The following is a 21,325-nucleotide window of genomic DNA, read 5'->3' on the forward strand; positions in this document are numbered from 1 at the left end:
ATCAAACTCAAAAAAGATGGGCTACGCCCATCTTTTTAATTTAACTTTGCACGATCTTGCTTTTTTAATTCTTTTAATTTCTTCGGTGTAACATCTTTGCCATCTTCGTTAACGACTTTGATTGCTTTCAATTCGTTTAACATATTTTGGCGAAATCCTTTTAAATATTGTTCGCGGAGCGATTGACGCTCACGTTGCTCTTCTTCAGTTAAACCTTCTGTTTTTGCTTTTTTCGCTAAGAAATTAATGCGTTCAATGAGTTCGTGACTTAGCATCTCGAATCCCCTTTCTACTAAAAACTGATTATTATCATACAATAGTTACTCTTGTTTATCAAGCAATTGCTTCGTATACTCTACATATCGGCGATGTACAGTCGCTTTTGATACTTCATGACCAAAACCACGGAGCGTTGCCGCAATTTCTTCAAATGTTAATTCATTGCGGCGCAGACGAACAATCTCTTCAATAGGCACTTCTTTTTTCTCCCGACCGGTACTTAAATGACGGTTCTTTAAATTTTTCTCTGGACGAAATCCATTCTCTACGGCTCGCTTCATTCCACGTTTAATCTTTAAATTATGAATCTTTCTCTGGTATTCTTCTACGATACCAATAATATCAAGTACCATTGAATCTGAGTCAGAAAGCTGTAATTCACCATTATGCGCATGGGTATATACTTTTACTCCTTCTTTATGTAAACAATGCATTAAGGCAATTTTCGCATTCCCTCTCCCAAGACGTGTTTCATCTTGAATGAGAAGCACATCAACATGTTCATCACGAATAGTATCTAACACTTCTAAAATACCATCTCGTTCTATACTATACCCACTCGCTTTCTCTTCTACTACCCTTACAATATTCATTTGATACTGCTTAGCTAAATGCAATAATTCATCTTTTTGGCGTGCTAATGATGTTTCCTGCGCTTCTTTCGTCGTGCTCACACGTGCATAAATAATCGCATTCATTTCATACCCTCTTCTCTATCTCACTTTTCACATCATAGTGTATCACAAACTAAGCATTTGTTCGAACTTATGTTTGTAGAATATTTTTTCGCATGTTATAATACAAGTAAGAAAATTTAAAGAAAACGAGGTGTGAAAAACATGGAAAAGTTAACGAAACGACAGCAAGACATTCTCGACTTCATTAAACAAAAAGTACAAGAAAAAGGTTATCCGCCTTCCGTACGTGAAATCGGTCAAGCGGTCGGTCTTGCTTCTAGCTCTACTGTGCACGGACATTTATCTCGATTAGAGGAAAAAGGATACATTCGCCGCGACCCAACAAAACCGAGAGCTATTGAAATTTTAGGAAACGATAGCATCGAAACGGATACACAACCAGTCGTTCACGTACCGATTGTCGGAAAAGTTACAGCTGGTTCACCAATTACAGCAGTTGAAAGTGTAGAAGAACATTTCCCACTTCCGGCAAACCTCGTTTCGGGCTCAGATCAAGTATTTATGTTACGCATTTCTGGAGACAGTATGATTGAAGCTGGTATTTTTGACGGAGACTTAGTTGTTGTTCGCCAACAGCAATCTGCTTACAATGGTGAGATCGTTGTCGCTTTAACAGAAGATAACGAAGCTACGGTAAAACGTTTTTACAAAGAAAAAGATCACTTCCGTTTGCAGCCAGAAAACTCTTCTTTAGAGCCTATTATTTTAGATAACGTTTCTGTTATTGGAAAAGTCATCGGTGTCTATCGTCATTTACATTAAAAACAGACCAGCTAAGCTGGTCTGTTTTTAATCCGCCTCGATTTTTACAGATCCTGCTGCTGTTTCCCCGCTAATCTGTACATTTCCGTTCCCTAAAGTAACTTCTTTATTTTCTTTCCCGAAAATCTTTACATTTCCTGCATGAGAAGAACCCTTTACAACGGCATCTTTCGGTACTTCCAGAAGTTGAATATCGACATCTCCTGCTGCTGACTCCGCATCAATACTATATTGCGGGTTGTGCTGCGTTACTTCTATTCTTCCTGCTGCTGTCTCTGCACGTACTTTCCCTTCTACTTTATGAAGAACAATCTTTCCCGCACTAGATGAAGCTTTTATCTTCTGCGCTTTCATTTGCTTCATTTCTACATTCCCTGCTGCTGTATGTGCAGATATATCTTCACTTTGAATATCTTGTACTTGGATCTTTCCTGCTCCTGTCTCTGATTCAATTTTATTGTACACGCGTTCAGGTACAATAACTGTTAAGCTTTCATCTTTAAAACCAAACGGTGAAAAAGAAAAGTCAAATATATGATTCTTTTTTGTTTTCACTTTCACTTGCAGCGTTTCGCCATTCTCATTTACGTATAACTTTCGTTTTTCCTGATCACCGCTATACCGAACTTCAAATGAATCAGTTTTTCCTTTTTCAATTACAACATCTCCTACATCTGTGTCAACGTTGATGTTTTTAATTTGCTCATTTTTAAATTGTTTCTGTTCCAATTTCTTTGTTTCTGCTGACCCAGTCACAGATTTCACAAAAAAAGCTGATCCTGTAAAAAATAAACCGATTCCTCCAATCACAATACAAACAAGTGCTATGAATACAACTTTCCTCATTTTATCTACTCCCCTTTAATTACTTTCAAATTCCAATTGGCATATTTGACAAAAAGCGTTTTAAACCAAATTGTAAAATAATACGCACCAATCCCTAAAAGTAAACCAATACCGAAGAGTATAATAGAAGCAAATACATCAGATAAAATAAAAATTTGAGCAAAAATAATTTTTGTTAGCAAAAGTAAAGGTGATAAAACAAATACAGTACTAACCATCCAAAGTGCGAAAATAAGACTTCCGATCGTTAATAACGGAGCTAACACAATAACCAAGTTTAGAAAGCTAAGTCCAATAATTGCTACAATCGCTCTTGTTACATTAGAAAAAGTTGGATTATGTTTCACCTGCTCTAAACGATGGGACGCTAACGTCTCCTTAGCAATTGTTTTAGGTGAACCAAGGGCTTTTATAATTTCCGCTTCTGTTTTCCCTTCTTCTATTCCAAATTGAAAATGTTCCTCGTAATCATATAAAATATCGTTTCGTTCTTCTTCTGGCAGCCTTCTAAGGTGTTCTGATAATTCATGAAGAAATTGTTCTTTAGTCATTTGCTACACCTCTTCAATAATTTCTTGTACTCCCCTTGCAAAATCACGCCATTCTGTCACAAGCGCATAGAGTTGCTCTGCACCTTGATTTGTTAACTGATAATATTTCCGTGGAGGTCCTTCCGATGATTCCTTTAAATATGTCTGAAAGTACCCTTCATTCGTTAGCCGACGTAACAATGGGTACACTGATCCTTCTGATATTAAAAACTTATTTGAAATTTGCTGAACTAATTCATAGCCATAGCAATCTCGTTTCCTTACAAGCGCAAGAACGCAAAGCTCCAATACACCTTTTTTAAATTGAACATTCAAAGGCAATCCTCCTTCCTATTCAGTACTGTTCAATACAAGGTACTATATTAACCATAATATACCATTCAGTACTAAATATTGCAAGGTACTATTCCTATTTTTATAAAATAAGTTAAAAAATGGGCGACTTGTTTTTTTCTTTATCTCTCCCACACCATTAACACATAGATCTTGCCACCCGTTACTACGGCTGAAAAACAAACTACTCACACTTTTTTCTTCCCTAACCAAACTGTAATCATTGGCATATAAAAAATTTAGAGAGATTTCTATCTTTTCTAAGGAGGTGTTTCAATCATGTATTCTTTTTATCCACCAAAAGTGGTATTTCCCTTTCAAGGCACTCCCTACAATCGTATTTCACCTTGCGCTCTTCCTTCAAAGGTTTCATATTCATCCATTCAGAATCCATTTTATCCTTTAGATTATATGAAATCAGTTCCTGCTTCATCACAAGCCCCCTTTCCTTTTCAGATTCAACCCAAGGAAGAAGCAACGAGAGGATCATGGACTCCTTTTCCTTGGGTTGAAAAATATGCATACGCTTTTGCAGGACCTTATAATAAAGCCGAAGTCGCTCTCACATTTGATGACGGCCCCGATCTCTTATATACGCCACAAGTATTAGATAAGTTAAAAAAACATGGTGTAAAAGCTACGTTTTTTTTGCTAGGTGAAAATGCCGAAAGATATCCTGAAGTTGTAAAACGAATCGTTAACGAGGGACACATTGTGGGGAATCATACTTATAATCATCCTAATTTAGTAAAAATAAGTGATGAGCAATATCATGAACAGATTTTAAAAACAGAAAAAATACTACAAAATCTAACCGGCTACTCCCCTAAATTCATCCGTCCGCCTTATGGTATTATTAAGGAAAATCAGGTTAAATGGGCTTCCGAACAAAACTTTATGATTATTCAATGGAGTGTAGATACGTTAGATTGGAAAGGGTTAAGCGCTCAGGTAATTACTAACACAGTATTAGGGAATACCTTCCCTGGAAGTATTCTCTTGCAACACGCTGCACCAGGTGGGAAACTGCAAGGTTCTGTAGACGCTCTTGACAAGTTCATTCCTGACCTTATATCTCAAGGAGCACGGTTCGTGACTCTCCCAAAAATGTTTAATACTTCAAAACAGAGGAAATAAAGTGGAACTTCCATAAGTGGGGCTTGTTTCCTCCCTCACTTATGGCTAGTTAACCAATTGATTCTTATTATTTGCAACAAAAAACCCTGATACCGTACAATATCAAGGCTTCCCATGCTTAATATTCTCATTCCGATTGATAAACTTGCGTACGGAACATATTCTATTTAGACACTAACTTCTACCTGAGTTCCTAACAGTTTACTAAACATACCTCTTTTTTCTTTTGCTAATTGGTGAAATGCTCCTTTTTGAACGATTTCTCCCTTGTCTAATACAATCACCTGGTCAGCATTACGTATCGTTGATAAACGGTGGGCAATAACGACAATAGTCATCGTTCCCTTTAACCTTTCTAAAGCGGCTTGAATTTTTGCTTCATTTTCCGTATCTAGAGCACTAGTAGCTTCATCTAAAACGAGAATCGAAGGTTTTCTTAAAATTGCTCGCGCCAACACAAGTCGCTGACGTTCTCCTCCAGAAAGCCTAACTCCGCGGTCTCCAATGAATGTATCAAGCCCTTGCGGAAGCCCCCTTACAAATTCAGCTGCTGCTGAAAACTCCAGCGCCTCCCAAATTTGTTCTTCACTTGCATCCGGTTCAATCATTAGCAAATTTTCTCTTATACTTGCATTAAATAAAAATGGATCCTGCGGTACATAACTAATCGACCTTCTTAATGACAATAAATTATCACTTGTGAGAGGAGTACTATCTATTAATACTTGTCCCTTTTCCGGCTGCATGAGTCCCATTAAAATATCAATCAATGTACTTTTTCCAGCACCCGAACGTCCGACAATAGCTGTCATACAATTAGATGGAATTTGTAAGTTAACATTTTGAAGAGCATATAAGGATTCTTTTTGATTGTAGCGGAAATAAACGTTCCGACATTCAACCCCTTTTTCTATAGACATTGGTTTTATATATTTATATTGTTGTTCTATATTCTGCAATTCAGCGGCTTTATTGCATTCTTCCTGCAATTCTATTAAAGACTTAAAAGCTGGAATACTTGCAGCAAGTTGTTCCAGGTTGGATTGAATGCTTGTAAATCTTGGCCATAGTCTAGAGAAAATGAGAATGATTAATAATAGTTGTCCTGGCTGGGCTTGAAATAGTTTTACAGATGTAAAAATAAGAAATGCAATTAAAATAGACGATGCAATTTTATAAAAAAGTTGTGAACTATTTTTTAATTTCATAAATGCCAGTTGTTCTTGTTCTATCCTTTGGCACCAAGTATGTAACCATGTGTATCTAGAGTCTTCCAACGTATTACTTTTAATATCTTTAATTCCGTTAAAATGGTCTGTTATGCCGCCAAGATAACTTCTAGCTATCTCAGATGTTTGATTTCCAAGTGTTCTTGACTTTTTTATAAAATGTCTAGAAAAAAAAGCAAGTACTAAACCGGCGAATAATACAAAAAGCGTTATCGTTACAGATAGCCATAAAGCAATTCCAATCTGAATTAACGTAAAAATAAGAGCAGTTAACATTTGAAAAAATAAGTTTGTTCCATTCACAACACGTCCTAATTCTTCAGTCAAAGCATTGATCAAATCGGATTTTCTCTTTTTTACAAAAAAAGCCCAATTAGCTTGTAATAAAGCACGATAGATTTCCAATCTTATATGGTTTGTAAAGCTTATAAGAATTTTCATATTTCGAAGGGTAAGATTTTGCTGTAAGAGGGATTGAGCTACTACCAAAAAAATATAAACACCTAGGATAAGCAGCAAGCTCAATGTTTCAGGGATATTATGCAGAAATGCAAACATCTCCGAAACCGGGGTTGAACTGCTATTTACCTTTACAATTCCACTGATACTTATCATGGGGATTAATAAAAGAATACCAATCCCCTCTAAAAGACTAACTAAGGCCATCCCTAATAGATTTATATATAATATTTTCCCAGAAAAAGAATGTAACTTCTTTGTAAAGTATAAGAGATGTTCCACTTTTATGTCCTCCTATGGTAATACATGCTTTCTCGCTTTCCTCCAGGTACATAGAATAGGACGTAAAGGAAAGTACAAAAAATGAAGATACTTAGGTAATGGTAATGTCTTTGCATCAATCGGATAAGGATAAAGATAACTCATAATAAATAAAAACTTTTGTCGATTTGACATTAATGAAAATAAATGTCGACTGTGATACGTAGCTACTTCATCTGGAACAGGATCTGTATGTAGATTTATCATTTGTTTAATATAAAATAACGCATCTTCTGCCAATTGTCTTGACTGTCTCTGACCTGTCAACACTTTCATTTCTTCTATAATTTTCGTATCTAAGAGCTCAGTAGCTAGAATTAGTGCTTGTCCTCCTACATGGCCGCATTGATATTTTTTGAATAACTTATTAACTTCTTTCCAATTAAGTTCCTGTTTTACCATTTGGTTTATATCTACTAACCAACGCAGTCTAGACCATCCATGACGCGCACCATGAGAAACAAGAAATAAAAACAAGTCCTCACTTCCTAATAAGTACACAGGATAACTCGTAAGTGCACTTGTTCTTTTTCGTTCCCATAGTTCCTCAAAGCTTGGTTCCTTCCCAGGACCAGGGTTTAGCCTCCAATGAATTTCAAGCTTAATTTGCTTTTGAGGATGAAAAAATGTTATATGATGATGTCTCCATTTCCAGTCATTTAATATCGTTTGAATATAATCATCTTTCACGTAGCCCTGCTCTAAAAGAAGTTTTTCCGCTTTTTCTAACTCATAAATGGGAATAAGGATATCTAGGTCGCAGGATGTTCGCAAGGAAATATCTCCATAAAGATTATGCGCAAGTATTGGCCCTTTTAAAAAAAGAGTACAGATTTCATTTTCAGTAAACAGTTTACTTACTCGTTCCATTTCAGCACTTAAATGAAGCATTTGAAACGTATTTTTTTTAAATGTTCGAGACAGAGTTTGAATGACATAGGAAGGAATTAGCTCTCCATCTATCTTTTTCACCTTTGGATAAATAAATGAATACACTCGATGATGCATCGCTAATTCAAGAAATTGATTCCAATCTATATCTATAAACCATTCATTTCTGTTTGCTCGTATACTTTTACCCTCTTGTAACTTCAAAATTTCAAGTAGCAATTTTAATTCATTAGACATGAATCCCACATTAAGACTAAAATCATTACTCATTGTATTCTCCCTTAGTCGTTTTCTTGCTTAGCCCCTTTGCAAATTTACTAACTACAGTGAACCTCTCCATTTCTTCTGCTCCGGTAATATAAAAGGGGCCGCTACGCAACCAGGCATGAGCAACCATCTTTCCGTTCTCATCCTTCGCAGTTCCTAAATACAGAGTACTCTCAATTTGACGTCTCTCTAGCATCTTCATTCCAGCTATCGCTCTTACAAGACACTGACTTTCCCAAAAAGTATAACGACTCATAATATGGATTGCTTCAGAAATACTCCTTAATACCAACTTATTAGATTCGTTAGAGCTTAAAGACGTTTCATCCATATGGACACCTAATGTAGGAGCAATCCTAGAAAATGGTATAGATTTGAGAATACGAGCCCATCCCAAATAAAAAAAAGCCTCAAAAAACAAGAACTTCTTTAATATATTCATTGATAAAAAAATCCTTATCTTTTTTACAATATTCATTATTTCCTCTCCTTAACCTACCGAGTATAAAGTAGCAAAAGGCGAATTAACTTCTATCTACAATTCGAATTAAGCCTTCCTCATATAAACGTTCCAAAAAGGAAATAACTTGCTTCTCACACTCATTTTTTTCTACATCATATTTAGACATTAGTGTAGTAATTAATTGATTAATTGAGATTGGCGTCTTAATTAAATCCCAAATTGTACTGCCAGGCGTGCCTAAGTTATAGTATTTTCCGTTATGAATGCTCATCATAACCTTTTCTCCATCCATATTGCTTACTATATTTCCTTCACTTTGTATAATTAAGCAATCTATTGAGATTTTCTGAGTATTAATCATTTATTTTCCTCCTCATTTAAAGAACTTAACACTAGGGATACTAAGTTATGAGCCGTAAACCCTGAAGTTGGACGCCACAATTGGAACATATCAATTTTATTTACGATACTTGTAGAGTTTGTAAAATGCCATTCCATGAGGTCTAATCGCGGAATTAAAGAATTGCGATATGTATGATGGAACAGGGTACGTAATCGATCTAATCCTTCAATCCGACGAAGTCCAACGTTTTCTTTATCTGCTTTTACTAATTCAAATACACCTGCGAGGGGTAATTGCTCATTAAGAAAATTAAAAGGGACCGGTACAGCGAATTTGGTTTCCCTTTCAAATAAAGGTCGATAATGAGCGGTTTCCATTCCAAATTTATCAAGACTTTCTTGCCATAGCTTTTGCTGTGGATAAGAGGGCGTAACAAAAGGGATATTGTCTTGAGAAAGAGTTACAGCAATTACATCGTCACTTAGAAGTTGATATCCTCTACTTAAGAAGGCTGATGCAAGAGTCGATTTCCCAGCTCCTGAATCACCTATAAAAGCATATGCCTTTTCATTGATAGCTACTACACTACCATGTAACGGAAGTATCCTTCTCTGCATTAATAATGCACCTATACAAGTTCCAAGAATATAAAGTCGAATCTTATCTTCATCAGATCCCTTTATAGGTGAGACGATGATTTTCTCTCCATCTTGAATACAAAACGTTGCGGTATTTGGAATTTGAAACATGACCAAATTCTCTTTAACTATGAATATAGCTTTTGGATAAGATAATTCATTCCATAATTCGGATAAACTAGCCCTTTCAATTACTATATCTATCGTATCTTCATAGCTGCTTATCTGAGGCAATTCTGGTAGAGGAATCTCACTTAACAAGCTTAATCCGAAGGCCTTGTAAACAAACTTTTTCACAGTATGTACCATCTTTCTCACTCCAAATAGTTGACATAGTAAATTTGAAAAGCCCTTATACTCTTTTGTACCATATAAGGGCAATAAAACATACAAGTCTCATTTAAATATCAGTTACATTAGCTGTGGTGAAGCTCTCCTCTTTCATCCTCATCCTCAAAAACTTGATCAACAATTTTTTTACCCGGTCCAGCCATTGTCATGTTGATATCAAGTACTTCCAATTCAGGTTTTTGCCAATCTTTTTTCATATTATCACCTCCTTTCAAGTAATTTTTTTTATAAACCGATAGACAATAAGACCGCGCATTAAAATTCTAAAGTCTGGATCCAATGCGTATTCCGAACGTGGTGCTTCTCGAATCTTTAAAATGGCAGCTTTAATCACTTCTACATTTAAAAACTCAGAAACTATAGAATCTGTGCTCATTTGTTGAAGTTCATCAATAAATGTATTCCAAGAAGGAATCATACGATGAACCACATCAACACCTTGAATACCCCGAACGCGTTGATTTAATCTGATTTTATCAGGTAGGATATCTTTTGTTGTCCTCCGGATAAGTGCTCGATCTAAACCATTTTGAACAAATTGTTCAATTGGAACAGATAAGCAAAATCGAATAACTCGTATATCATTTGTTGGATCATGCCCTTGTAACCCGTAACGTAAAGATAGTTTCGTTCCACTGGTCCCAGTTACATTCCACAAATTTAACTGTTCAAAATGTTTCTTTCTTATTTCATATATATTTGGCCTAGAAGATTCCGCTATACTAATCCCATGTTCTCTGAGCTTATCAAACACATTAATCCTTTCTGCAAAATCTGGATTTATTAACATTGGAAAATCATATTGATATTTCGATGAAAGAATTCGATTTATAAACGGAAATGCCTTCTTTCCGACAACCTTCATAATTCTCGATCTTTTTGCCTCAATGTTTTTACTGTATAAATTAACTTCATGATAAAGACGAATCCAACTTAGCTTCTTTAAAAGAACAGCATAATAGTCCAAAGCAGGTCCCCAAGATATCGTAAAGTTTCCCCTTGCACCGTTTAAAAGTTTTCCTACCCCTTGCTGCTGTGCCTTCTCATAAATCCCTTTCACCCAAATAGAATTCTCGAAAAACTTGTATGGCATCTCCATTATATCAAGCCAATCGTTAACTTCTGAAAGTGGACTTTTTCCTGCAAAATCTAAATAATGATCTGTAATATTTCCTACATGTTGTACAGTTGACTGGATAAATGGTCTTTCGTCCGCTAGCATGTGGTTACGTGTCCAGTCTATAAAATCAGCTACGGGAACAGAGCTGAATGTATGTAATCTCTTATTTTCTTTACGTAAAGCTTTTGCCGCAAAACTAACAACAGAACCCGAATCCAATCCCCCGCTTAAATGAGCACCAACATTGCGATGGGTACGTAACCCTGCTGTCACTGCATTTTGAAATACCTCGCGAAATGCATCTTCATATTCTTGATTTGATTTTAATTGTAGCTGCTCCCCTGTAGCCAATGCGTCATATTTGGAAATCGTTATCTTCTCACTGACTACTGTAATAGTATGGGAAGGAGGCACTTGTTCAATATTTTTATAGACTGTTGATGAAGCATTTATTGTATCAATCATATTAGTTATAGCTAAAAATTCAGCAAGCCATTGCTCGTTCAGAGTCTTCTCGATATATGGTAAAGTAAATAACGGCTTTATAAGCGTACAAAAAGAAAACCGTTGCTGGTCACGATAAAAATAAAGAGTCCGACTCCCAGAAAAGTCCCTTGCTCCAAATAGTTTTTGGTTTCTCTCATCCCAAATCATAAAAGCAAAATCGCCTATTAAATACTTAGGAGTTTCTTCTCCCCACTTTTGATAGGAAAGCAAGATTAATTCGCTGTCTGTCATTCTTTTTCTATCAGCATACTCCACTTGTAGTCTTTCAAATAACTCCTCACGATTATCAATAATGGCATCTGCTGTAATCGCTAATTGTCTTTCGTAATCATAAAAAGGCAATTGTTCACCAATGGATTCTGGTGTGATCCATTGTGCGTGACAACCAAAGAAGACGTTATCTTTGTGCCATATTTGAACATCATCAGCAGGATACTTTTGCAAATCCTTCATTAATCTTGTACCGTGCTCAATCGATATAGGCTCATCATTAAAATGTAAAATTCCTGTTATAGCACTCATTTTCCCCTCCCGCTATGCAACAAGTAAGTAAAAGCCTATTTAGATAAATAACCGTTAATATATGTTTGAATTCCCGTATTGTGTTACGTCGCTTTTGTTCTTTTTAAAGAACAAAAGTTTTTTCTTCAGTAAATTACTAATTTAATACTACAAATTAATATTACTATCTGTTTTTTATTATATAGCTATTTTTCGTTCTATAAAAAGAACTTATATAAGATAAAATTATCACTTTACCTTTTCTAAGTCAATTAATAAACAGAATTTTTAGACAGAATTTTCTCAAGCATTATATTCGTTATAGTGAACTTTCTATTTGCTCCATATCCTCAATCTTTTCCGCAAGTTAAGATATTTTTTACAACCCCTTGGCAAACTAGGGAAGGTTAGAACAATACCTCCCCATAATTGAGCGATGAAACCTTTGGAATTTAGTTGAAATTTCTTTTTTTTAATGCAAACTAACTTTCCTATTAATTGGGAAATTTGCACAGGGGAGTCGACAGAAATATTCGTATCTCCCTTACATACATAATAAAGCACACCATTTTCAACAAAATTTTCGTAATATCTGTGCCCTATTAACTGCCCTTGATTCGATACGAATAATACAACTTCACCTTTTTTTAATTCCTCACTCCCTAAAGGGATGAACCTGCAAATATCCCCCTCCTTAATCAGAGGATACATGCTGACTCCAGAGGAAGGAATATCAACCCACCCTTGTTTTTGAAGTAAATATTTGATACCTGAAAGTGGAAGGCTACGCTCTTCCATTTTGGATTAAACCTATTCCTTTTAATTCTTCTAGAAAAACCAATACATCTGACCGGGCTGTATTTAGATCGACATCGTAACTAAATGAAATGTTTCGAATGATGTCTTCAATCTCTTTTTGTCCTCTTACTTCCTCTAAAACATAAGCGCCAATAGCGTTTACTTTTGTTACCGTAAAATTTTCTGTATCCATAATAATCCACTCATTATCAATTTCTACAATATTTACGTTTTTTGAACATTCACATTTTAGACTCATGATATCAACTCCCAAAAGCTATTATTTTTTTGAAAATACATATTGTAAACCGGAACTTTATCTACTAATTGTTTACACATATCCAATAGTTTTGTAGTTTCTAAGGAGTCATGGTGCCAATAAAAAATTTTATCCATTATCCCTAACATAGCATCTGATTTTTTCACTGGTAGAGCCTTCACATCCAACGACTGAATCAGAAAATAAATTGACGAAAGATGGCAAGATTGATGGTCATAAGATGTCGTTAATTCACTTCGAAATGGAGAATCAAATACTCTAATTTCATTCTCATCTATTTTCACAATAGTAGCTTCATCAGATAAAAGCGATCTAGGAGCTGATAACTTAGCAACTGTCGATTTACCTGCTCCTGATTGACCACTAAATAGATAAGCTTTTCCTTGATGATCCACACAAGATGAATGAATTAATAGTCCCCAACGATTATGAATGATAAAGGCGCTATATAGATTATGTAAAGCGTGTTTTAAAGCTAGCTCATCATAAACTGAAATCGTTGCTTCATTATATGTACTGTTAACATCTATGAGATAATCAGCACGTCGGTACGTAATCTCGTCTGAATCGGAACAAATTTCTACATTATAATCCACAAAAGGAACTCCATAATTGTCTTCAATACGAATAGATAAATTTGGTGAGTTAATTTTTGCAACATGATTTCCTTCAGCAATTTGAAAATGTGTTTTTATCCAATCCATTAACTTTTCAGATGTAGAATAGATTGAAACTATATGTTCTGCTATTTGAACTAATATATTTTCCATAGCATAAGCTCCTATATTTCATATTGGTTTCTGCGTGTGACAAAATTTTAATTCCTTTAATTAAGCCTTACATCCAATTCGTTAAGACGAACATTTCACCTGACTTTGTTCTATATAATGAATTTATTTTCATTTTAAACACTGATTTTCTGTTTGTAAATATATTTTTATATAATTCAAAATAGATATAGCTACTGAAACATTCTTTGCTTTCCCTTACTCTTTTCAACTTAGAAACTTACAAAGTTCCCATATGGTTTGTACCCTTTCTTTAGTCCCTTCATTTCTTTTTTTAATCTAGCATCACGAATAAATTCTCTATTTTGTAGTAATGAAATACAAGTATAAAGTGAAACTTCCATCAATGGGTGGTTTTTCATCCTCATTGATGGAAAGTATGACAAAGTGGTACATTCCAGTAGTATCTATTCCACATATATTTCCTTTGATTCCTGACAATCTTGATATAGGAAATAATTACTTATTAATATAATAAAAAATTCAGAAAATATCTTTTTATGTATCTTTACTTTATGTTGCCTGTTCTTTATAATGAACAAAAAGTGCTACATTTTATTTTAGGGGGTAACTCGATGAAAACAGAGAATCAAAATAGACAAAAGTCCTACACCCGTCCTATGGTATTAAGCAGTCAACCTATCCGCTTTGAAACCGCTCAAAGCTGGAACAAAGGGCATGGTAATGTAGATCACCCAGGACACGGAAATGGAGGAATACACTATCCAAATCCTCCATACACAGGTCCGCGTCCTGGGAATGGCGGCGGCCATGGCGGTGGAAAAGGCAAGTAAATAGTAAATACATGTCAGCCAGAGCGTTCATTGTAATCTTACAATTGAATTCTCTGGCATAAACATTATCAATTTTCATATCTATGACAGATAATACATTTTATAAAAAAATATAAAATTAGAGGCTCATATGATCGGACAAAAAAAACAGGCGATACTAGATACAATGAAACAATACTTTACAATGGGAGACATGCAAAAAACCCTTTCCTTATTAAAGCCTTATATTATGAGACATCGCAAAGCGTATATGGTTCTCCTTTTCTTGCTATTTATTGATATCTTCCTTACATTAACGTTCGCTTGGCTCTTTGGGAATATTTTAGACGCAGCTGTACGAAGCGACTTTCATCGTATAAAATTGCTAGTTCCACTAGCATGCATCCTAACATTCATGAGCATTACGTCAGGGTTTTTTGATACTTACTTCGAATCTGTCGCAACAAACGGTGTAAAAAGAGATTTAAAAAAACAGTTATTTAAACATATATTATTACTCTCTACCAAAGATGTTTCTAACCTCCGTTCAGGAGAATTGTTATCTCACTTTACTAATGATATTCATAATATTAATGGAGTTATTGGAAGGAGCCTTATTAACTTAATTAAACTTCCTCTTATTTATATTACTGTTTTTATTTATTTAGTTTATATCAATTGGAAATTAGCTTTATTAAGTGTATTAGTTGCCCCTCTCGCAGCACTATCAGGTATCGTTTTCGGTCTACTACTTCGGCGAAACAGTCGACTCATACATAACCTACTAGGTACGATGAATAACCTGCTTAACGAAACTTTTCTTGGCTTCTCTGTAATTCGTTCGTTTACAATGGAAAAATTACTATATAAAAAATTCACCAAGCAAAATCAACAGCTATATTCTCTAGAATTGGAGAACACAAAACTAGGAGGATGGTTTTATGCAGGCGGTCAAGCTGTAAGCTCCTTCACATTTCTTATCAGTCTCTGTTTAGGGGCATATTTTGTTTCAGATGGAGTAATGTCAGTAGGTTCCTTATTAACCTTTATCAATCTAGTTAATCATTTAGTATATCCGTTAACAGGACTAGCAGGTCAATGGGCAGGGTTTCAAAGATCGATTACAGCTGTAGAAAGACTCCTAAAGATTTTGGAATTACCAACTGAATCTACAGATATAGCAACCTATTCCCCAGCTAAACCAGTGGTAAAGTCACTCCAGTTCCAAAACATCACGTTTAGCTACGATGAACAACAACAAACATTGAATCATTTCAATTTACAGATTCAAGCAGGGAAAGTAACTGCGATTGTTGGTTTAAGCGGTGCAGGGAAGACAACTCTATTTAATTTACTTCAAGGTTTTTATAAACCGCAATCTGGCTGCATTTTGATTGATGATATCGCAATTGAAAACCTCTCTCCTTCTGAACTAAGAAGTTCGATTGCTCATGTTCCTCAGGAAACCTTCCTTTTTGGAGGTACAATAAGGGAAAATCTCCTATTAGCACGTCCAGGTATTACTATTTCTGAGGAGGAAATGATCGATTCTGCAAAGGCTGCTAATATCAATGAATTTATTATGTCTCTACCGAATGGATATGACACAGAAATCGGCGAAAGAGGTATAAAACTGTCTGGAGGACAAAAACAGCGAATTGCCATAGCCAGAGCTATATTAAAAAATGCACCTATTCTCTTGTTAGATGAGGCGACATCTGCACTAGACAGCCAAACTGAACAACAAGTACAAAATGCTTTAGATCGATTAATGATGCATCGAACGACACTTGTCATCGCACACCGATTATCAACGATTCAGAATGCAGATTATATTATCGTAATGGATGAGGGGAAAATTGTACAAGCTGGATGCCATGAGGAGCTCGTATCCAAAGACGGTTTGTATCGTGACTTATACCATATGCAAGTTTCTCAACAATCAAAAGAAAACAATACAATAACTTTAAATGCTTAAATTGAAATTGATCTAATGCAGAAAGGTGCTGAAATCCTTGATTGTTCATTTGATACAAGCATTATATAATTCACAAATTCCTGTACCAACTGACGAAGCATTTTATAAGCAAGCCATGGAGGATATTGAGTTTTTTGAAATTCATTCCCAAATTTATTATTTATTAAAACAAAAAGGGATACTTAATCAAACACCCCTTTTTTTTCAGGAACAGTTGACTCAAAAATACAACGAAACATTATACCTAAATTTATTCATTAAAAACCAAACAGAACAAATTCTAAACAAATTTGAGGAAATTCAAGTTGATGTTATCCCACTTAAAGGTGTTGTCTTTGCTGAAAAATATTTTGGTCACATAGGCGCTAGATCGACATCAGATATTGATTTGTTAATCAAAGCACCCGATCTAAAAAAAGCAATTGATTGCATAAAATCACTAGGATTTACAGTTGAAGAACAATATATCCCTTCTCATTTCCATTGTAGCCTTAGTAAGGTATTGCCTGGTTCACCAATTCCGCTAACAGTTGAGATACATTGGGATCTATTAAAAGAAAACACATCCAATCTTCAAATAGAGGAATTTTGGGATCAAGCACAATCTCTAAAACCATATAACCATATAAAAGAACTATCTGATTATCATACCTTTTATATGATTTGCCTTCATGGTTGGAAGCATAATTTGAATTCTTTAAAGTATTTTATAGATATAATTCAAATGATATATGTGCTAAATGACAAACTTGATTATGCTGTTTTATTGAAAGAAGCAGCTTCTCACAAAACTTTAAAAAGAGTCCTTAGAACTTTAGCGATTGTCTATAATTTGTTTCCACAATTAGAAAATGTAAAACAACTCCCTTCTAAAAGAAGTGACAATTTATGGTGGGAATACAAGGCAATCAGAGACAGGGATTTTAAATCATTTAAGCAATACATAAATTTTGCTTACTTCAATTTTTTAGATTTTGATACAATTAAACATCGTTTGATAGCGTTATACAATTGGATACTACCTTCCAAAATAGAGCTCTCTTTCGAATTGGGATCACATAATAAGGAGAAACGCCTTTTCTTTGAATATGTAAGATTATATAAAAAGAGGGGATATAACTTTTCTAGCACAATATTACATCGCCAGAAAAGCGAAAAGTAATAAGAACTCTATTTTATAAAAAATAATACTTTCATCAGCGGAGGTTCATCCTTTTGAAATTAAAGTCAGCCCAATTAGGTACATGCCAGCAGTTTATTCCCCACCTAACTTCCTTATTTTCCTCCAAACTTTAAGGTGGGGTATTACTGGTAAGATTAAAGATAGAAAAAGCGCTTACAATTTTTCACGAAATAAAATTTACCATATTCAACCTGAAAAGATAGAAGTAAAAAAATAAGCAGAGTGCTACTGTCAACATAATAAAACAACTTTTGCAAGACATGTTTATGAGGAGTTATCATAAGGAGAGGTTGTCTTTTTATGCGTAAATTCTGCATGGAGATAAGTTTTACAGTACACTACATAACATAAAATCTATCATAATAACGAAACTACCATAAACAAGAATGTACAATTCCCTTACTTGTTTATTCCTGAATTCTGCCATTTAATAAAATCAATTAATATTTTATATTCCCGAAGTTCCTCTTTATCAACCCCTGCTTTTTTTAATTCATAAACAAATTCAATCCACTCTCTTTCAATCTGCTGCTTTTTTTCCACATTTGTTTTCGTTTCGAGTAATGTATTTAGATCTACCTCCAATACCAATGCTATCTTTTCCATCACTTGGATAGACGGATTTTGGTTTATATTTCTTTCAATATTGCTTAAATAGGACTTGGAAATTCCAGCCCTTTCTGCTAGTTCAGATAAAGTAAGCCCCCTATTTTTTCGAAATTGATAAATATTTTTCCCAATCATTCGTTTAAACCCCTCCTTAGCCCCATTTTTTATATCATACACTTCTCTATAAGGGAAACTAAGATTTACCCTTCTTTTAAAAACTGTTAATATATATAAGGTTGATGTTCATAAAGTATTTTCGTAATAAGAAACTCAATATAAAAATATTATTCTTTAAAAAGAAATGTACAATCATCATAAATAAAATTATTAAGAAATAGCAACGCAAAACAGTTAATGAGTTACACATCATTGAATACATACTTCTTTGCGCTCATAAAGTCTATCAAGGAGGTTCAGCACTATGTTTTCACTTTTAACACTTTCATATAAAAAGGCAAAGAACAATTACCATAAGATTATGTATACTTATAATTACATTCTTTATAGAGATTGCCTTGATATTCAATTAAAGGAAAAGTTCTATAAAAGAAGAAAACATCACGAGAAGAAGATACATCCAGCTACTTTTATTCGTGTTTAATCCAATTTCAAACATAATAATTCATTTAAAAACACCTCCTGAATTTATACATACCATTCAGAAGGTGCTTTATTTTATAAAGCATTTTTGATACATTGAATGACCCTTTGTTGTTCCCCATCTGTCATGTTAGAACTAGAAGGAAGACAAATCCCCATTTTAAATAATTGTTCACTCACATGATTACTTTCGCTATGAGGATAATATTTCATTCCTTCAAAAAGCGGCTGCATATGAAGCGGTTTCCAAACAGGTCGAGCTTCAATATTTTCCTCGGCCAAGTATCCCAATAGTGATTCTATAGATATACCTGATTCTTTTTCATCAATCGTTAAAGTTGTAAGCCACCGATTTGAGCAAGTGTTTTCTAGTTCGGGCATAAAGTGAAACCCAGGTATACTGGATAATTCTCGGTAATACCGCTCAAATATGAATCTTCTAACCCTAACCCTCTCTTCTAACACCTCTAATTGAGCTCTTCCAACACCGGCCAATATATTACTCATTCGATAATTGTAACCCAACTCACTATGCTCGTAATGAGATGCTAAATCTCTTGCTTGAGTTGCTAAAAACCGTGCTTTCTGTAATGCCTCAACATCATCAGAAACAAGCATTCCTCCACCAGAGGTTGTAATAATTTTATTTCCATTAAATGAATAAATACCGAATTTTCCGAATATTCCACTTAATTTTCCTTTATATGTAGAACCGAGAGATTCTGCTGCATCCTCAATGACAGGAACATCATATTCATTACATAATGAAAGAATTTCATCCATTTTCGCACTCTGTCCATATAAGTTAACAACGATCACAGCTTTTGGCAATTTCCCTTCTTTATTCGCATCACATAACGCACGTTCCAATGCTTGAGGTGACATGTTCCATGTTTCTGGCTCTGAATCAATAAATATTGGTTCAGCTCCTAAATAAACAATTGGATTTGCACTTGCTACAAAAGTAAGACTTGAACAAAACACTTTATCCCCTTTTTGAACTTCTAATAACCGCAGTGCCAAATGAATAGCGGCAGTGCCTGAACTAACCGCTGCAGCATCCTTTACGCCAACAAAAGTTGCAAGTTCCTTTTCAAAGGCATCTACATTCGGACCAAGAGGAGCAATCCAATTTGTATCAAATGCATCCTGAATATATTTTTGTTCATTACCGCTCATGTGCGGTGAAGAGAGATAGATTCGTTTTTTTTGTTGTGTCATTACCATTTTTATCACCCCTAGTAACTTACTTCATTGATAACTTTGGCAGGAATACCAACAGCAGTACAATTAGGCGGCATATCATTTATTACTACAGCTCCTGCTCCAATAATAGACCATTCTCTGACTTTGACACTTGGAATCATAGTAGCCGCGGCCCCTATATGTGCCCCTTCTTCTATGATGACAGAACCTGTAAGTGTAGCGTGAGGAGAAATATGCACAAAATCACCTATTATATTGTCGTGTTCAACGACAGAACCTGTATTTATAATGGCATGATTGCCAATTTGAGTATCAGCATTTATCACTACATTGGGCATGACAACTGTGCCGTTTCCTATCTTAGTACTCGGACTGACAACGGCTGTTTTATGTATTAACGTGATGTAAAAATCGTCAGATAGATGCAATTTTTCGACAATTTTTCTTCTAACTTTATTATCCCCTATTGCGATAACAAAGTTTATTTGATTAAAATAATTAATCATATCGTATGCAGTTGAAATCGGCCCAAAATAAATATTATCTACAATAACTATATCTTCATATCGATCATCTAAATATCCAACGATTTCATATTCATTGTTTGATAAAATAATATCCTGTATGACCTTGCTATGACCACCTTGTCCAATAATTACAATTTTCATTTGCTACCCTCTCTTACAGCTGATTTTGTACCTGTAAAACGTTCCATTGTTACGTGACCAACTTGGTTTATTCCTTCTGACTTAAACACTTTTATTACTGTAAGAAATAATATTTTCATATCGAATAAAAAGGATTGATTATTTACATACGATACATCTAATTCAAATTTTTCTTCCCAAGTAATTGCATTTCTCCCATTCACTTGGGCCCACCCAGTAATTCCCGGTTTTACATGATGTCTTTTAGCTTGTTCATTAGAATATAAAGGTAAGTATTCCATTAATAATGGCCGCGGTCCTACTAAACTTAGATTACCCTTTACAACATTTATAAGCTGTGGCAATTCATCTATGCTATATTTTCTCATAAAACTCCCAAACGGCGTAATCCTTCTATCATCAGGTAATAAATTACCATTGCTATCTCTCTCATTAATCATGGATCGAAACTTATAAAGATAAAAAGGCTTACCATGCAGCCCGGGGCGTTGCTGTTTAAATATGATCGGAGAGCCTAACTTAATTCTAACTAAAATAGCTACTATAAGAATAGGTAATAACAAAGTTAATAAGAATGACAAAGAAACTAACAAATCCAAAAGTCTCTTCATATATAATTATACTCCTCATTCAAATTTTTTAGAGCGTCTTCCTAAACCATATGAATACAATAAATAAAAGGAAGGGCTATTGTTTCCCTTCCTTTTACTCTTGACTCTATAAAGATAACTCATTTTTTATTGAAC

The 21,325-nt window shown here is 34.7% G+C and carries 24 protein-coding genes; 5 read left to right on the forward strand and 19 right to left on the reverse strand.

Features of this window, described 5'->3' with window-relative positions; genetic code table 11:
- Positions 1–35: 35 nt before the first annotated feature.
- Complete coding sequence (locus WAX78_RS15440) at positions 36–275, reverse strand: DUF896 domain-containing protein (RefSeq protein ID WP_336481216.1); 240 nt, start codon at positions 273–275, stop codon at positions 36–38.
- A 45-nt stretch (positions 276–320) separates the two neighbouring features.
- The gene (locus WAX78_RS15445) at positions 321–977 is read right to left on the reverse strand and encodes a YneB family resolvase-like protein (protein ID WP_336481217.1); all 657 of its coding nucleotides are present in this window, start codon (positions 975–977) and stop codon (positions 321–323) included.
- 141 nt (positions 978–1,118) lie between these two features.
- Here WAX78_RS15445 and lexA point away from each other — a divergent pair, with 141 nt between their 5' ends.
- Complete coding sequence (gene lexA, locus WAX78_RS15450) at positions 1,119–1,739, forward strand: transcriptional repressor LexA (RefSeq protein ID WP_336481218.1); 621 nt, start codon at positions 1,119–1,121, stop codon at positions 1,737–1,739.
- A gap of 27 nt (positions 1,740–1,766) precedes the next feature.
- Here the strand turns inward: lexA and WAX78_RS15455 are convergent, their stop codons facing one another.
- The 3 genes from WAX78_RS15455 to WAX78_RS15465 are packed head-to-tail and all read right to left on the reverse strand — an operon-like array spanning position 1,767 to position 3,451.
- Positions 1,767–2,585, reverse strand: a complete 819-nt coding sequence (locus tag WAX78_RS15455) for a DUF4097 family beta strand repeat-containing protein (protein WP_336481219.1) — start codon at positions 2,583–2,585, stop codon at positions 1,767–1,769.
- Between the two features lie 5 nt (positions 2,586–2,590).
- Positions 2,591–3,136 carry an HAAS signaling domain-containing protein gene (locus WAX78_RS15460; RefSeq protein ID WP_336481220.1) on the reverse strand — a complete coding sequence of 182 codons (546 nt, stop codon included), beginning with the start codon at positions 3,134–3,136 and terminating at the stop codon, positions 2,591–2,593.
- Positions 3,137–3,139: 3 nt separating this feature from the next.
- A complete protein-coding gene (locus WAX78_RS15465) occupies positions 3,140–3,451 on the reverse strand; it encodes a PadR family transcriptional regulator (protein WP_230575534.1) in 312 nt (103 codons plus the stop codon).
- Positions 3,452–3,748: 297 nt separating this feature from the next.
- Between WAX78_RS15465 and WAX78_RS15470 the strand changes: the two genes are divergently transcribed.
- Entirely contained in the window at positions 3,749–4,606 is an 858-nt protein-coding gene (locus WAX78_RS15470) for a peptidoglycan-N-acetylglucosamine deacetylase (RefSeq protein WP_336481221.1), read from the forward strand.
- A 167-nt stretch (positions 4,607–4,773) separates the two neighbouring features.
- Here the strand turns inward: WAX78_RS15470 and WAX78_RS15475 are convergent, their stop codons facing one another.
- The 10 genes from WAX78_RS15475 to WAX78_RS15520 all read right to left on the reverse strand — a co-directional run bounded on the left by WAX78_RS15475 (position 4,774) and on the right by WAX78_RS15520 (position 13,544).
- The gene (locus tag WAX78_RS15475; protein ID WP_336481222.1) at positions 4,774–6,576 is read right to left on the reverse strand and encodes an ABC transporter ATP-binding protein; all 1,803 of its coding nucleotides are present in this window, start codon (positions 6,574–6,576) and stop codon (positions 4,774–4,776) included.
- 12 nt (positions 6,577–6,588) lie between these two features.
- On the reverse strand, positions 6,589–7,776 hold the full coding sequence (locus tag WAX78_RS15480) for a nucleotidyltransferase domain-containing protein (RefSeq protein ID WP_336481223.1): 1,188 nt from the start codon (positions 7,774–7,776) through the stop codon (positions 6,589–6,591).
- Positions 7,769–8,251, reverse strand: a complete 483-nt coding sequence (locus tag WAX78_RS15485; protein WP_336481224.1) for a lasso peptide biosynthesis B2 protein — start codon at positions 8,249–8,251, stop codon at positions 7,769–7,771. Before WAX78_RS15485 ends, WAX78_RS15480 begins: the two co-directional genes overlap by 8 nt.
- A 46-nt stretch (positions 8,252–8,297) precedes the next feature.
- A complete protein-coding gene (locus WAX78_RS15490) occupies positions 8,298–8,597 on the reverse strand; it encodes a lasso peptide biosynthesis PqqD family chaperone (RefSeq protein WP_336481225.1) in 300 nt (99 codons plus the stop codon).
- Positions 8,594–9,526, reverse strand: a complete 933-nt coding sequence (locus WAX78_RS15495; RefSeq protein ID WP_336481226.1) for an aldolase — start codon at positions 9,524–9,526, stop codon at positions 8,594–8,596. Before WAX78_RS15495 ends, WAX78_RS15490 begins: the two co-directional genes overlap by 4 nt.
- A gap of 107 nt (positions 9,527–9,633) precedes the next feature.
- Positions 9,634–9,765, reverse strand: a complete 132-nt coding sequence (locus WAX78_RS15500; protein WP_336481227.1) for a paeninodin family lasso peptide — start codon at positions 9,763–9,765, stop codon at positions 9,634–9,636.
- Between the two features lie 14 nt (positions 9,766–9,779).
- Positions 9,780–11,717 (reverse strand): lasso peptide isopeptide bond-forming cyclase, encoded by a 1,938-nt coding sequence (locus WAX78_RS15505; protein WP_336481228.1) that lies wholly within the window; start codon positions 11,715–11,717, stop codon positions 9,780–9,782.
- A gap of 312 nt (positions 11,718–12,029) precedes the next feature.
- Positions 12,030–12,494, reverse strand: a complete 465-nt coding sequence (locus tag WAX78_RS15510) for a S24/S26 family peptidase (RefSeq protein ID WP_336481229.1) — start codon at positions 12,492–12,494, stop codon at positions 12,030–12,032.
- Positions 12,481–12,753 carry a PqqD family protein gene (locus tag WAX78_RS15515; RefSeq protein ID WP_336481230.1) on the reverse strand — a complete coding sequence of 91 codons (273 nt, stop codon included), beginning with the start codon at positions 12,751–12,753 and terminating at the stop codon, positions 12,481–12,483. The genes WAX78_RS15510 and WAX78_RS15515 overlap by 14 nt, the downstream gene beginning before the upstream one ends.
- Entirely contained in the window at positions 12,750–13,544 is a 795-nt protein-coding gene (locus WAX78_RS15520; RefSeq protein ID WP_336481231.1) for a hypothetical protein, read from the reverse strand. The genes WAX78_RS15515 and WAX78_RS15520 overlap by 4 nt, the downstream gene beginning before the upstream one ends.
- Before the next feature lie 593 nt (positions 13,545–14,137).
- Here WAX78_RS15520 and WAX78_RS15525 point away from each other — a divergent pair.
- The 3 genes from WAX78_RS15525 (at position 14,138) to WAX78_RS15535 (ending at position 17,475) form a co-directional block, all read left to right on the forward strand.
- On the forward strand, positions 14,138–14,356 hold the full coding sequence (locus tag WAX78_RS15525; protein WP_336481232.1) for a hypothetical protein: 219 nt from the start codon (positions 14,138–14,140) through the stop codon (positions 14,354–14,356).
- Positions 14,357–14,486: 130 nt separating this feature from the next.
- Complete coding sequence (locus WAX78_RS15530; protein ID WP_336481233.1) at positions 14,487–16,313, forward strand: ABC transporter ATP-binding protein; 1,827 nt, start codon at positions 14,487–14,489, stop codon at positions 16,311–16,313.
- 37 nt (positions 16,314–16,350) lie between these two features.
- On the forward strand, positions 16,351–17,475 hold the full coding sequence (locus WAX78_RS15535; RefSeq protein ID WP_336481234.1) for a nucleotidyltransferase domain-containing protein: 1,125 nt from the start codon (positions 16,351–16,353) through the stop codon (positions 17,473–17,475).
- Positions 17,476–17,895: 420 nt separating this feature from the next.
- Here the strand turns inward: WAX78_RS15535 and WAX78_RS15540 are convergent, their stop codons facing one another.
- The 4 genes from WAX78_RS15540 to WAX78_RS15555 all read right to left on the reverse strand — a co-directional run bounded on the left by WAX78_RS15540 (position 17,896) and on the right by WAX78_RS15555 (position 21,190).
- The gene (locus WAX78_RS15540; protein WP_336481235.1) at positions 17,896–18,240 is read right to left on the reverse strand and encodes a helix-turn-helix domain-containing protein; all 345 of its coding nucleotides are present in this window, start codon (positions 18,238–18,240) and stop codon (positions 17,896–17,898) included.
- Positions 18,241–18,780: 540 nt separating this feature from the next.
- A complete protein-coding gene (locus WAX78_RS15545) occupies positions 18,781–19,932 on the reverse strand; it encodes an aminotransferase class I/II-fold pyridoxal phosphate-dependent enzyme (RefSeq protein ID WP_336481236.1) in 1,152 nt (383 codons plus the stop codon).
- 11 nt (positions 19,933–19,943) lie between these two features.
- Positions 19,944–20,579, reverse strand: a complete 636-nt coding sequence (locus WAX78_RS15550; RefSeq protein ID WP_336481237.1) for an acetyltransferase — start codon at positions 20,577–20,579, stop codon at positions 19,944–19,946.
- Positions 20,576–21,190, reverse strand: coding sequence for a sugar transferase (locus tag WAX78_RS15555; RefSeq protein ID WP_336481238.1), 615 nt, complete (start codon positions 21,188–21,190; stop codon positions 20,576–20,578). The genes WAX78_RS15550 and WAX78_RS15555 overlap by 4 nt, the downstream gene beginning before the upstream one ends.
- Between the last annotated feature and the right edge of the window lie 135 nt (positions 21,191–21,325).

Source organism: Bacillus yunxiaonensis, from assembly GCF_037104695.1.
GTDB classification, from domain to species: Bacteria; Bacillota; Bacilli; order Bacillales; family Bacillaceae_G; genus Bacillus_A; species Bacillus_A yunxiaonensis.

Excerpts from the sequence above, each read along its gene's own strand:
- WAX78_RS15440 (WP_336481216.1), bottom strand. The coding sequence starts at position 275 with ATGCTAAGTCACGAACTCATTGAACGCATTAATTTCTTAGCGAAAAAA.
- WAX78_RS15445 (WP_336481217.1), bottom strand. The coding sequence starts at position 977 with ATGAATGCGATTATTTATGCACGTGTGAGCACGACGAAAGAAGCGCAG.
- lexA (WP_336481218.1), top strand. The coding sequence starts at position 1,119 with ATGGAAAAGTTAACGAAACGACAGCAAGACATTCTCGACTTCATTAAA.
- WAX78_RS15455 (WP_336481219.1), bottom strand. The coding sequence starts at position 2,585 with ATGAGGAAAGTTGTATTCATAGCACTTGTTTGTATTGTGATTGGAGGA.
- WAX78_RS15460 (WP_336481220.1), bottom strand. The coding sequence starts at position 3,136 with ATGACTAAAGAACAATTTCTTCATGAATTATCAGAACACCTTAGAAGG.
- WAX78_RS15470 (WP_336481221.1), top strand. The coding sequence starts at position 3,749 with ATGTATTCTTTTTATCCACCAAAAGTGGTATTTCCCTTTCAAGGCACT.
- WAX78_RS15480 (WP_336481223.1), bottom strand. The coding sequence starts at position 7,776 with ATGAGTAATGATTTTAGTCTTAATGTGGGATTCATGTCTAATGAATTA.
- WAX78_RS15485 (WP_336481224.1), bottom strand. The coding sequence starts at position 8,251 with ATGAATATTGTAAAAAAGATAAGGATTTTTTTATCAATGAATATATTA.
- WAX78_RS15490 (WP_336481225.1), bottom strand. The coding sequence starts at position 8,597 with ATGATTAATACTCAGAAAATCTCAATAGATTGCTTAATTATACAAAGT.
- WAX78_RS15495 (WP_336481226.1), bottom strand. The coding sequence starts at position 9,526 with ATGGTACATACTGTGAAAAAGTTTGTTTACAAGGCCTTCGGATTAAGC.
- WAX78_RS15500 (WP_336481227.1), bottom strand. The coding sequence starts at position 9,765 with ATGAAAAAAGATTGGCAAAAACCTGAATTGGAAGTACTTGATATCAAC.
- WAX78_RS15505 (WP_336481228.1), bottom strand. The coding sequence starts at position 11,717 with ATGAGTGCTATAACAGGAATTTTACATTTTAATGATGAGCCTATATCG.
- WAX78_RS15510 (WP_336481229.1), bottom strand. The coding sequence starts at position 12,494 with ATGGAAGAGCGTAGCCTTCCACTTTCAGGTATCAAATATTTACTTCAA.
- WAX78_RS15515 (WP_336481230.1), bottom strand. The coding sequence starts at position 12,753 with ATGAGTCTAAAATGTGAATGTTCAAAAAACGTAAATATTGTAGAAATT.
- WAX78_RS15520 (WP_336481231.1), bottom strand. The coding sequence starts at position 13,544 with ATGGAAAATATATTAGTTCAAATAGCAGAACATATAGTTTCAATCTAT.
- WAX78_RS15525 (WP_336481232.1), top strand. The coding sequence starts at position 14,138 with ATGAAAACAGAGAATCAAAATAGACAAAAGTCCTACACCCGTCCTATG.
- WAX78_RS15530 (WP_336481233.1), top strand. The coding sequence starts at position 14,487 with ATGATCGGACAAAAAAAACAGGCGATACTAGATACAATGAAACAATAC.
- WAX78_RS15540 (WP_336481235.1), bottom strand. The coding sequence starts at position 18,240 with ATGATTGGGAAAAATATTTATCAATTTCGAAAAAATAGGGGGCTTACT.
- WAX78_RS15545 (WP_336481236.1), bottom strand. The coding sequence starts at position 19,932 with ATGGTAATGACACAACAAAAAAAACGAATCTATCTCTCTTCACCGCAC.
- WAX78_RS15550 (WP_336481237.1), bottom strand. The coding sequence starts at position 20,579 with ATGAAAATTGTAATTATTGGACAAGGTGGTCATAGCAAGGTCATACAG.
- WAX78_RS15555 (WP_336481238.1), bottom strand. The coding sequence starts at position 21,190 with ATGAAGAGACTTTTGGATTTGTTAGTTTCTTTGTCATTCTTATTAACT.